The 12,388-nt window shown below is 57.8% G+C and carries 9 protein-coding genes; 5 read left to right on the plus strand and 4 right to left on the minus strand.

The window, feature by feature from the left end:
• Positions 1 to 354: 354 nt before the first annotated feature.
• Entirely contained in the window at positions 355 to 2,556 is a 2,202-nt protein-coding gene (gene katG / locus ACR0DT_RS23260) for a catalase/peroxidase HPI (protein ID WP_480713048.1), read from the minus strand.
• A gap of 397 nt (positions 2,557 to 2,953) precedes the next feature.
• Here katG and ACR0DT_RS23265 point away from each other — a divergent pair, with 397 nt between their 5' ends.
• Positions 2,954 to 4,570: a GMC family oxidoreductase gene (locus ACR0DT_RS23265; protein ID WP_480713049.1), complete on the plus strand. Its 1,617-nt coding sequence runs from the start codon at positions 2,954 to 2,956 to the stop codon at positions 4,568 to 4,570.
• A gap of 3 nt (positions 4,571 to 4,573) precedes the next feature.
• On the opposite strand, the gene ACR0DT_RS23270 is transcribed toward ACR0DT_RS23265, so the two are convergent.
• Positions 4,574 to 5,419, minus strand: coding sequence for an SDR family oxidoreductase (locus ACR0DT_RS23270; protein ID WP_480713050.1), 846 nt, complete (start codon positions 5,417 to 5,419; stop codon positions 4,574 to 4,576).
• A 90-nt stretch (positions 5,420 to 5,509) separates the two neighbouring features.
• On the opposite strand from ACR0DT_RS23270, the gene ACR0DT_RS23275 reads away from it, so the two are divergent.
• On the plus strand, positions 5,510 to 6,142 hold the full coding sequence (locus tag ACR0DT_RS23275; protein ID WP_480713051.1) for a class I SAM-dependent DNA methyltransferase: 633 nt from the start codon (positions 5,510 to 5,512) through the stop codon (positions 6,140 to 6,142).
• A 4-nt stretch (positions 6,143 to 6,146) separates the two neighbouring features.
• Here ACR0DT_RS23275 and ACR0DT_RS23280 read toward each other — a convergent pair whose 3' ends face one another.
• Positions 6,147 to 7,136, minus strand: a complete 990-nt coding sequence (locus ACR0DT_RS23280; protein WP_480713052.1) for a sterol desaturase family protein — start codon at positions 7,134 to 7,136, stop codon at positions 6,147 to 6,149.
• Positions 7,137 to 7,147: 11 nt separating this feature from the next.
• The gene (locus tag ACR0DT_RS23285) at positions 7,148 to 7,903 is read right to left on the minus strand and encodes a class II aldolase and adducin N-terminal domain-containing protein (protein ID WP_480713053.1); all 756 of its coding nucleotides are present in this window, start codon (positions 7,901 to 7,903) and stop codon (positions 7,148 to 7,150) included.
• Between the two features lie 116 nt (positions 7,904 to 8,019).
• On the opposite strand from ACR0DT_RS23285, the gene ACR0DT_RS23290 reads away from it, so the two are divergent.
• From ACR0DT_RS23290 to ACR0DT_RS23300, 3 genes are all read left to right on the plus strand, one after another.
• Positions 8,020 to 8,895 carry a LysR family transcriptional regulator gene (locus ACR0DT_RS23290; protein WP_480713054.1) on the plus strand — a complete coding sequence of 292 codons (876 nt, stop codon included), beginning with the start codon at positions 8,020 to 8,022 and terminating at the stop codon, positions 8,893 to 8,895.
• Positions 8,896 to 9,038: 143 nt separating this feature from the next.
• A complete protein-coding gene (ade, locus tag ACR0DT_RS23295) occupies positions 9,039 to 10,841 on the plus strand; it encodes an adenine deaminase (protein WP_480713055.1) in 1,803 nt (600 codons plus the stop codon).
• Positions 10,838 to 12,301 (plus strand): AMP nucleosidase, encoded by a 1,464-nt coding sequence (locus tag ACR0DT_RS23300; protein ID WP_480713056.1) that lies wholly within the window; start codon positions 10,838 to 10,840, stop codon positions 12,299 to 12,301. The genes ade and ACR0DT_RS23300 overlap by 4 nt, the downstream gene beginning before the upstream one ends.
• Positions 12,302 to 12,388: the final 87 nt, after the last annotated feature.

A 12,388-nucleotide genomic window follows, 5' to 3' on the forward strand; every position in this document is an offset into this window, starting at 1 on the left:
CTAAATCCTCACTCAAGATGCCCACCGTCTCTCCGATGCGTCTCCGCCGCTTCCGCCGCGTCCCAGCGCCTCAGCAGCGCCGGTGAAGGGGTATTTACGGATTAGGTCTGGGACCTGCAACCCCCATTTTGAAAAAACTTTACTTTTCTCGGCAGAAACTTGTTCGTCTTAATGAAAACAACAGGTTAACCTAATAATTCGCGTCGGCTTCCCGCTGGCAAGTCGGAGAAATCGGCAGAAGGAAAACGCTTTGGGCGAAATCGTACCCAAAGCTTGGTATACGCCTGTGACTCGGGTCAGAGAAAACGCCGCCCGAGTCTCCTCGGACGGCGATCAATTGAGATGTTCATGTGTTTACTTCAGATCGAAGCGATCCGCGTTCATCACCTTATTCCAGGCGGAAACAAAGTCGCAGACGAATTTTCCTTCGGCGTCGGCCTGACCATAGACCTCGGCAAGTGCCCGCAGCTGCGAGTTCGAACCAAAGACCAGATCAACACGCGTTCCGGTCCACTTGACGTCTCCACTGGCACGGTCGCGGCCTTCATATACGCCCTTGCCGGCGGGCTTCCATTCGGTGCCCATGTCCAAGAGGTTGGTGAAAAAGTCATTGCTGAGCGTCCCCACACGGTCGGTGAACACACCATGCTTGCTGTCGTCGAAGTTTGCGCCCAGGACACGAAAGCCGCCGACCAGTGCGGTCATTTCGGGCGCGGAAAGGGTCAGCAACTGAGCTCTGTCGATCAGCAGCTCTTCGGGCGAAACAGTATATTCCGTCTTCTGATAGTTGCGGAACCCGTCCGCCGCAGGCTCAAGCATTCCAACTGACTCGATATCCGTCTGCTCTTGCGACGCATCCGTGCGGCCCGGCGCAAAGGGAACCTCGACATCCTGACCGCCAGCTTTGGCCGCTTGTTCAATCGCCGCGGCACCTGCCAGAACGATGATATCGGCCAGCGATACCTTCTTGTTGCCCGACTGCGCATCGTTAAAGGCCTTTTGCACACCTTCCAGAGCATCCAGCGCCTTAGACAGCTTCAACGGTTCGTTGACAGCCCAGTTCTTTTGCGGAGCAAGACGGATGCGGGCACCATTGGCACCGCCACGCATGTCCGAACCACGGAAGGTCGAGGCCGATGCCCATGCGGTTGAGACCAATTCGGACACCGACAGGCCGGTTGCAAGGATCTGTGCTTTCAGCGCGGCGACATCCGCGTCTTCGACCAGATCATGATCCACAGCCGGAACGTTGTCCTGCCACAGCAGTTCCTCGCTGGGCACTTCCGATCCCAGATAGCGCGAGCGCGGGCCCATGTCGCGGTGGGTCAGTTTGAACCAGGCGCGGGCAAAGGCATCGGCGAATTCTTCAGGGTTTTCGTGGAAACGTTTCGAGATCGGGCCATAGATCGGATCCATGCGCATCGCCATGTCAGCGGTGGTCATCATGGTCTTGACCTTTTTCGATGGATCATGCGCTGCCGGGGCCATGTCTTCTTCTTTGACGTTCACCGGCTCCCAGATCCATGCGCCTGCGGGGCTTTTCGTCAGGTTCCAGTCGTAGCCGAACAGCAGGTCGAAATAGCCGTTGTCCCATTTGATCGGATTTGCTGTCCACGCGCCCTCGATGCCACTGGTGGTGGTATCGTCGCCCTTGCCGCTACCGAACTTGTTGATCCAACCAAAACCCATCTCTTCGATCGGGGCCGATTCAGGTTCGGGACCAACCAAATCTGGATCACCGGCACCGTGCGCTTTGCCGAAGGTGTGGCCACCGGCAACTAGGGCAACGGTTTCTTCATCATTCATCGCCATCCGGGCAAATGTGTCACGGATATCACGGCCCGAGGCTAGAACGTCGGGTTGGCCATCGGGGCCTTCCGGATTTACATAGATCAGGCCCATCTGAACAGCCGCCAGCGGGTTTTCCAGATCGCGTTCACCAGAATAGCGGCTGTGCGGGTTCTCAGTCGGTGCCAGCCATTCGGTCTCGGAACCCCAGTAGATGTCTTCTTCCGGTGCCCAGATATCTTCGCGACCACCGGCGAAACCAAAGGTTTTGCCTCCCATCGACTCAATGGCGCAGTTCCCCGCCAAGATGATAAGGTCAGCCCAAGAGATTTGGTTGCCGTATTTCTGTTTTATCGGCCAGAGCAGACGGCGCGCTTTGTCCAGGTTGCCGTTGTCCGGCCAGCTATTGAGCGGCGCGAAACGCTGGTTCCCGGTGCCGCCGCCGCCGCGCCCGTCCGCAGTCCGATAGGTTCCTGCAGCGTGCCATGTCATACGGATAAAAAAGCCGCCGTAATGGCCATAGTCCGCCGGCCACCAATCCTGAGAATCCGTCATCAAGGCATAGAGGTCTTCTTTAACCGCCTGCAGGTCCAGCTTCTTGAACTCTTCAGCATAGTTGAATTGCTCACCCAAAGGATTCGAAGCCGGCGCGTTCTGATGCAGGATCGACAGTTTCAGTTGGTTGGGCCACCAATCCCGATTTGACCGGGTTCCGGCGCCATGCATAACCGGGCATCCGCCCGTTTTGGGGTTATCACTTCCGTCCATATCGATCTCCATTCCTGGCTAATTTCCGGCAGGTTCGCGCGGGTCAAACTTGGTCGATCAAGAGCTGTTGCAGATGACACCTTTATCCACCTTTAACGCGCCCTCAAGGATACGTTTTCATGATCAATGGGTATTGGCGACTCTTTCGTCTTGTCGCCGCCAGGAGTAGCAAATCAAAGCAATTCATAAAAGTTTTGTTTAGTGATGATTATGATAGGGGAAAATTATTATTAGTTCATTTCTCTCTACCGCCTGCCCATTCGATATTTGAATTGAGAGATAACCTCGGGTCACATCCTGGTCGCGCCAATTGTTTTTTTCTATCGCTCAGCCACAGTCAGACCCAAGGAAGGATGCGGGGATAGCCATACCCGATCCAGGACAGAGAGATTCGGGAATGGAATTCGACTATGTCATCGTTGGCGGCGGGTCTGCGGGATCAGTCCTGGCCAATCGTCTTAGCGCGGACCCTGACACGCGCGTTTGCCTGCTTGAGGCCGGAGGGCGGGGAGACAGCATATTCGTCCGGATGCCCTCGGCGGTGGTGGCTGCACTGCCCGGGCGACCCAGGATCAACAATTGGGCGCTAGAGACCGTGCCGCAGCCGGGGTTGAACGGGCGTCGAGGGTATCAACCGCGCGGTAAGGCGCTGGGTGGGTCCAGTGCGATCAACGCAATGCTTTATATACGCGGGCAACGTCAGGATTATGATGGCTGGTCCGATCTGGGCTGTACCGGCTGGGATTGGGACAGCGTCCTGCCCTATTTCAAACGGTCCGAGAATAATGAGGATGGTGCTGACGACCTGCATGGTGACAGTGGCCCCCTTCAGGTCTCACACCAAAAAGAGCCGCGCCCGATCACGCATGCCTTTATTCGGGCCGCTGAACAGATGCAGCACCGCCGCACCGATGACTTCAACCGAGGCGACAATGAAGGGGTCGGCCTGTATCAAGTAACCCAGTTTCACGATTCGGCCCGAAATGGCGAGCGCTGTTCAGCAGCCGCAGCCTATGTCTTTCCAGTGATGGACCGCCCGAACCTGAAGATCATCACCCATGCATTGGCAAAAGGACTGACATTCGACGGCAACCGCGTAACAGGCGTAATTTATAAAAAAAAGGGCAAAGGACCGGACATCGCGGTCACGGCCCGACGCGAAGTGCTGATCTGCGCCGGAGCGCTCAAATCTCCACAACTGCTACAAGTGTCGGGGATCGGGGCTGGCGCAGACCTTGCCCGGCACGGGATTGCAGTGCGTCACAACCTGCCCGGAGTTGGCCGGAACCTGCAGGACCATCTGGATTTCATCCTGTCCTATAAGACAAAAGACACCGACAATTTCGGGATCGGGGCGACCGCATCAGTCAACCTGCTGCGGCATCTGCATCGTTGGCGCAAGACCGGTGTATCCATGGCGGCCACACCGTTTGCTGAAGGGGCAGCCTTTCTGAAAACCTCACCCGATTTGGACCGGCCCGATATTCAGCTGCATTTCACCATCGCCTTGGTCGACGACCACGCCCGCAAGCTGCATTACGGGCATGGCTTTACCTGCCATGTATGCAAACTGCGCCCCGAAAGCCGGGGCACAGTGGGGCTGCACTCCGCCGACCCATTCGCTGCGCCTGCCATTGATCCGGCTTTCCTGTCTGACGACCGCGATCTGGAAACACTGATCAAGGGCGCGCGGATGACACGCGACATCGTTCAGGCCCCGGCGCTGGAGAAATACCGGCACAAAGAAATGTTTGGAACCGAAACAGCCCAAACCGACGCCGATTGGGAACATCACATCCGCAACCGAGCCGACACGATCTATCACCCGGTCGGAACCTGCAAAATGGGAGTGGATGACATGGCCGTGGTCGACCCGGAATTGCGCGTGCACGGGATTAAAGCGCTGCGTGTGGTCGACGCCTCGGTCATGCCGACGCTGGTGTCGGGCAATACCAATGCGCCCACCATCATGATTGCCGAAAAGGCCGCCGACCTGATCAAAGCCGCAAGCTGAGCGTCAAGCGTCTTTCGTCAGGGCCTCCAACCCCTTGCGGTAGTCGGGATAGAGCAGGTTCACACCGAGTTCGCCCTTAATCCGGTCATTTCTGACCCGCTTGTTCTCGTTATAAAAACTGCGAGCCATGGGGGTCAGATCGGCCTCGTCAAACGGAACCGCCGGCGGCAGGGGCAGGCCCTGCAACTCGGCTGCATAGGCGATCACATCCTGCGGCGGCACCGGTTCATCGTCACAGACGTTATAAATGGCGCCGGAGTTGGGCGCGGCCATCGAGGCGGCCAGAACCTGCGCGATGTCCGCAACATGAATACGCGAAAACACCTGACCGGGCTTGATGATGCGCCGCATCCCCGCGCGCTTGAGCTTGGAAAACGGGCCGCGGCCAGGACCGTAGATGCCCGCCAACCGGAAGATATGGATCGGCAGCTCAGGGATGCTCATCCACTGCTGTTCGGCCTTCACCCGCCATCTGCCGCGTTCGGCTGTGGGGGCAGGCGGCGTGGTTTCGTCCACCCATGCTCCTTGGTGATCGCCATAGACTGCGGTGGTTGACAGGTACCCAACCCATTTAAACTGCGCAGCCCTCGCGGTGATTTCATCCTGCAGGGCAGCCAGCACCGGATCGCCATCCACATTTGGAGCGGTTGAGATCAGCAGATGCGTCACGCCATCCAGATTCGGCACTTGTCCTGGCCAAACAAGCGGATCAGCACCGGATGCGCGAATGGTAGGGGCTTGGGCGGGGTCGCGCGTGGTGCCGACGATGCGCCACCCTTGTGGGTTCAGTAGCTGGGACAAGGCTTGCGCCGAATATCCGTGGCCGAACGAAAAAAGAGATCCTGTCATGGTGCCTTTGATGATCCTCAATCCCGGCGGATGCAAGCAATTGCGCCGGAATACTTGATTCGAATCCCTCAATGCGCCTTTCTTTTAATTATGAGTGAAAAAACCCCCAACCTGCATGCCGCCTACGCCCTGGAAACACCCGAAGAACATAAACAGCTTTATGCTGAATGGGCCGGGGATTATGATGAGTCTTTTGCCGCGTTGGAAGATTACCAGTTGCACATCCATACAGCTCGCGCCTTTGTGGCAGCGGGCGGGCAAGGCCCGGTTTTGGATGTGGGTGCGGGCACCGGGCTATGCGGTGCAGTGCTGGCTGGCCTGGGCGTCGGGCCGATCGACGCCACCGACATCAGCGCTGAAATGCTGGATCAAGCCATGCGCAAGGATATCTACCGCGACGCGATCGAGGCCGACTTGAATCAGGGTATCCCAGTCCCGCGCGACAGCTACGCGGGCATCGTGTCCTCGGGCACCTTCACCCATGGCCATCTGGGCCCAGAAGCTCTGCCCGCCCTGCTGCGCATCGCTCGCCCCGGCGCACAGTTTGCCCTGTCGATCAACGCGAAACACTATGAGAAACTAGGCTTTGCCGAAACCCTGCACAAACTGGCGCAGGGCCAGATCCTGAATCTGACCCTGCCAGAGGTGCGCATTTATGGCGATCTCGCTGCGGGCCCCAACAAGGATGACACCGCGTTGATCGCGTTGTTCGAGCGGGCCTGACCTCTCAAGTATACATTTGCTTCTTGAAGGCCCGCGTCCGCGTTGTCGCCTCGGCCGAACCGTCGTGATAGGTGCCAAACCACTTATCGAACGGAATCTCAGACGTGCCGTAGTTGCACTCGAAATACCGGTGGTGCAGCTGGTGAAAGAAATCCCCGGCGCGGGCGGCGTCAGTCTCACGGGCTCGCAGCTTTTCGAACCCGGAATGCGACAGGACCGGGCTGATCTGCTGGAAATAGGCGTGGAACAACAGGTGCAGCGGGTGCGAGGGCACGATCAGATGGATGAAGTAAGTGGTGAAGTACAGGAAATTTTCGAACCAATGGTTGGAAATCCCTGACCACGGCCCTGTATTGACGTTGCGGTGATGCACAGCATGCACGTGCTTGTACAGCTTGGGGTGATGCTCCAAACGATGCACCCAATAGAAATGCAGGCCCGACCACATCGGAATGAATGCCAGCCAAACCACACACCAGACCGGCGCGCTGGCCCAGGTCACGGTGGGCACATTGCCATTCGCCATCGCCCAGTAGATGATCCACTGATAGACGGTCGCCACACTCATCGCGCTGCCAAGGGTCCACCAGATATTGTCCCAGACTTGATTGCGAAAGGTGAACGTGCCGTTGCTGCGGGTCAGGTCGCGGCGGTCGAATTTCTTGTACATGCCCTGCCCTTTGCGCATGTAAAGCCACCAATGCAGGCTGCCCGCAACAAGGATCTGAGGCACCATGTTCAGCAACCAGATGCGAAACATCCAGCCGGGCGCAAAACTCTTCATCGTTTCCAGCGATGGAAAGAAAAAGACATAAGCTGTGACCGCCAAGAGCAGGCACAACGTCAGCGACGTTATCTGCAACCAGGCGCCGCTATACCATTTCAACACGGCACCGGGGCGAGGTGGCCAGCTGAACAGCGGGTTCAATCCCACTGGCCCTTCCGGATGGTAATTCCAGCGGGCGGCTTCGGGGTCCTGAGTGATATCAGTCATTGCGTCACCCTTTATGTGGCGTAGTCAGAGCCATCGGCATCCAGCAGGGATTTGATTTCACGCAGATGCGCCTCGGCCTGATCGGGATAATCGTCCAATTCTTGCGCCGTCTTCTCGGCGACCTCATCCGACAGCACGCGCAAAGGCTGACCGGTTTGCAGCGCGCGAATATAGGTCTCGGCTGCGCGTTCGAAATAATACAGCCTGTTGAAAGCATCCGCCGGATCGCTTCCGATCACCAACACGCCATGGTTGCCCATGATCATGACCTTCTTCTTCGGATCCGACAGCATCGACGCACAGCGCTCACCTTCGCTTTCAAAGGCCAGCCCGCCAAATTCGTTATCCACCACATAGCGGTTATAAAAAGTGGCCGTATTTTGATCAATCGGCGGCAGGGAGCTATCGGCCAGCGAGGCCAGCACAGTGGCAAAAATCGAATGCACGTGCATCACGCAGCGTGCATGCCGGCAATGGCGATGGATCGACCCATGCAACCCCCAGGCTGTTGGATCGGGCGCACCGGGTTGGGACATGACATTCGGGTCATTGGCATCCAGCAGCAACAGATTCGAGGCTTTGATGCGCGCAAAGTGCATCTGGTTGGGGTTCATCAGAAACTGCGTGCCATCTTCATTCACCGCCAGGCTGAAATGATTGGCGACACCTTCGTGCATGTTCAAACGTTCGGCCCAGCGGAAGGTGGCGGCAAGGTCCACGCGGTCCGCCCAATGGTCGATATTGGGGCGCAGGTTTGTGACGGTCATAGCAGGCTCCGATAGGGTGGCTAGAACTGCGGAAAAGCCTGCCTTTGATGCACAAATTTGACCAACGAAAAATTCTGACCTAATCCATAAGCTGAACTAATGGTAGAGTTATGCAAATGCAGAAACAACTTCCTCCACTGGGGTGGTTACGCACGTTCGAGGCCGCAGCCCGACATCTGTCCTTTACCGGTGCGGCCCGCGACCTGAACATGACCCAAAGCGCGGTCAGCCAGCAGATCAAATCGCTGGAGGGTTATCTGGGTCAGCCTCTGTTTCTACGCCGCCCACGGGCGTTGGAACTGACCGAGGCCGGGATTACCTATCTGCCGGTGGTGCGCGAGGCGTTTCGAACTCTAGTGCGCGGCACGCAAGCCGTCACAGGCGCGCAGCAAAACGCGGTTCAGGTGCAAAGCAACATCACTTTTGCCGTCAACTGGCTGGCCCCGCGTCTGCCGCGATTTCGGTCAGAACACCCTGAGATCCAGCTGAACATTTTTACCGAATTGTGGGAGCCACGGGAAATGGCCGAAGGGGCCGCCGTGGAAATCCGCTATTCCCTGCGCCCCTCAGATACGGTGCGAACGGAATTGCTGCGGACCGATCACTATTACCCAGTTTGCACGCCGGGATATGAAGTGACTCTGGACACGCTGCAAAATCAACCACTTTTCGATTGTTCGAATTTGCTGTCCAACTGGGCCAATTGGGCAGAAGAGCAGGCTCTAACCTGGCAAAATCCACCGATCACCTACTCAACAACTTATCTGGTCAGTCTGTCGGTCGCGATGGCGGGTGGAGGCTTGTGCCTAACCCATGACACAATAGCTCAAGGTCTGATTGAACAGGGGCGACTGGTTGCACCCTTTGCCCATCGCGCGCCAATGCCCGAAGCTTATTATCTATTGCTGTCACCGCAGGCTGAAGAAACCCCGGGGGCGCTGGTCTTTGCAGACTGGCTGCGCCGCGAGATGGAGGCGGACGAACAGCACTGACTGAGGGGCTCCCGCCCATCGTCATTGCCGCTACGCGACACTTCCTCTGGTTGGGCCCAGCAGCGCTATCGCACTGCGTGATGGTTTCATGACATCTGTTCGGTGGGGGTTGAACCTTTCTCAGCATTCGGGAAAGTTGAGCCATGGAGTACACACCCTTCCCAAGCTGGCCCGATGTCGCCCCTCGTTTGATTGCCGTAGCCGCTGGGCGAGAGGCTGCGGATTTGGTCATTCGCGGTGGCATCTGGGTAAATGTGCACAGCCGCGAAATCCTGCCCGATCATGACATCGCCATCGCAGCCGGGCGCATCGCATTTGTAGGACCCGACGCGTCGCATTGCGTTGGCACGGACACCAAGATCATCGAAGCACGTGGCCGATACATGCTGCCGGGCCTCTGCGACGCCCATATGCATATCGAATCGGGCATGCTGACTCCGGCCGAGTTCGCCCGCGCGGTGATACCGCATGGCACCACTTCGATGTTCACCGACCCGCATGAAATCGCGAATGTACTGGGTTTGGACGGCGTGCGAATGATGCATGACGAGGCGCTGATGCAGCCGGTGAACATCTTCACCCAAATGCCCTCCTGCGCGCCATCGGCACCGGGGCTTGAGACCACCGGGTATGAAATCACGGCCGAGGACGTGGCCGAGGCAATGAGCTGGCCGGGCATTATCGGACTGGGTGAGATGATGAATTTCCCGGGTGTAATTCACGGCGATCCCAAGATGCTGGCTGAAATCGCGGCGACCCAGCGGGCTGGCAAAACGGTTGGCGGGCATTACGCCTCGCCTGATTTAGGGTCTAATTTCGCGGCATATGTGGCCGGCGGGCCAGCGGATGATCACGAAGGCACCTGCGAGGCCGACGCCATTTCCCGCGTGCGGCAGGGGATGCGGTCGATGATGCGGCTGGGCTCGGCCTGGTATGATGTCGAAAGCCAGATCACCGCCGTCACCGAAAAAGGATTGGATCCGCGCAATTTCATTCTTTGTACCGATGACTGCCATTCCGGCACCCTGGTCAATGAAGGGCACATGAACCGTGTCGTGCGCCACGCGATTGCCTGTGGCTGCGATCCGCTGGTGGCCCTACAGATGGCAACGATCAACACCGCCACTCACTTTGGGCTGGAGCGAGAGATCGGTTCGATCACGCCGGGGCGTCGGGCGGACGTTATCCTCAGTTCAGACCTGACGAATCTGCCCATTGAGATGGTTATCGCCCGCGGTCAAGTTGTTGCAGAAGAGGGTAAAATTAGCGTGAATTGCCCGCATTTGAACTGGCCAGAGGCTGCGCGCAACACTGTACATCTGGGCCACACGCTGACCAGTGTGGATTTCGAAATCCAAGCGCCCGCTGGCGCCAATCGCGTGCAGGCCAATGTAATCGGCGTTGTGGAAAACCAGGCCCCGACTAAAGCGCTGAAATCCGAACTGCCGATCATTGGCGGGTTGGTTGAAGGCGAAGGCGAGGTTTGCCAGATCGCGCTGGTCGAACGCCACCGCGCCACCGGAGGGGTTACGAACGCCTTTGTCTCAGGCTTCGGCTATCAGGGCAAAATGGCGATGGCTTCGACCGTAGCTCATGACAGTCACCATATGATTGTTGTTGGCACCGATCGCGAACAGATGGCTTTGGCCGCGAACCGCCTGGCCGAGGTAGGTGGCGGCATCACCATTTTCCGCGATGGTGAGGAACTGGCGTTGGTGGAACTACCCATTGCGGGCCTGATGTCGGACAGTCCGGCAACCGAAGTGGCGGCAAAAGCGGATCAGATGGTCGCTGCGATGCAGGCCTGCGGCTGCCAGTTGAACAACGCGTATATGCAGCACACGCTGCTGGCTTTGGTCGTGATACCCGAGTTGCGGATTTCAGATCTAGGGCTGGTGGACGTACGAACCTTTGAAAAGATCGACCTTCTGGAACCCCTTGCATGACAATAATCAGAACACCCGACGTCCCAACGCCCGAGAAGTTCACCGATCCCGCGGCGGCAGTGGCCCGTCTGGAACAGATTTACGATCAGGCGACCCAGTTCCTCTGTGACAGTTTTGCCAAGGCAATAGACGGAGACGCACCAACCGAACGATTCAGAGCCTATTACCCGGAAATTCGCATTAAAACCGCAACCTATGCGCAGGTTGACAGTCGGCTTAGCTTTGGTCATGTCTCAGAACCCGGCACTCATGCGACCACGGTGACGCGGCCTGATTTGTTCCGCTCTTACCTGACACAGCAGATCGCACTTTTGATCCGCAACCATGGCCAACCTGTGTCCATTGGCGCGTCGGACACGCCAATCCCTGTGCATTTTGCCGTTGCCAATAATCCTGACCTAGTGGTCCCACATCAAGGGGCGGCTGGATTTACGCTGCGCGATGTGTTCGACGTCCCGGACCTGACCACCACCAATGATGACATCGTCAACGGCGTTCATGACCACGAAGGGGATCACGGCCCGCTTGCCCTGTTTACCGCTCAACGGGTGGATTACTCGCTGGCGAGGTTGGCGCATTACACGGCAACCGATCCCAGCCATTTCCAGAACCACGTGCTGTTCACCAACTACCAGTTCTATGTGTCCGAGTTCGAAAACTACGCCCGGGTGCAACTGGCCGATCCGGAAAGCGGCTATACCAGCTTTGTCTCAACCGGAAATGTCGAGATCACGGCACCGGATGGTACATTGGAACGACCGCTGAAGCTGCCTCAGATGCCGACCTATCACCTCAAACGCGCGGATGGGTCCGGGATTACATTGGTCAATATCGGAGTGGGGCCGTCGAACGCCAAAACTGCGACCGACCATATCGCCGTCCTGCGTCCGCACGCCTGGCTGATGCTCGGCCATTGCGCCGGGTTGCGGAACACGCAGGCACTGGGAGATTTCGTGCTGGCCCACGCCTATCTGCGCGAAGATAAGGTGCTGGACGATGACCTGCCCGTCTGGGTTCCGATCCCGCCCCTGGCCGAGGTTCAGGTCGCGTTGGAGCGCGCCGTGGCCGAGGTTACCGAACTGGAAGGGTACGAGCTCAAGCGGATCATGCGGACCGGCACCGTTGCCTCGGTCGACAACCGCAACTGGGAATTGCGGGATCAATCCGGGCCGGTCCAACGCCTCAGCCAATCCCGCGCGATCGCGCTCGATATGGAAAGCGCGACCATCGCCGCCAACGGCTATCGGTTCCGGGTTCCCTATGGCACATTGTTATGCGTGTCCGACAAACCGCTGCACGGTGAATTAAAGCTTCCCGGCATGGCTTCTGCGTTCTATACCACTCAGGTCAGCCGTCATCTGGCGATCGGAATCCGCGCGATGGAACACCTGCGCGGCATGCCGTTAGAGCGCCTGCACAGCCGGAAATTGCGTTCATTTGACGAAACGGCCTTCCTCTGAAGCAAAAAAGCAACGAAATCCCCCTATTTTTAGGGTTTTCGGCGCTACTATTCGTTGTGTTCGCCCACAATATCCCGTTACAGTTAC

It is taken from the genome of Ruegeria sp. BI11, assembly GCF_056538005.1.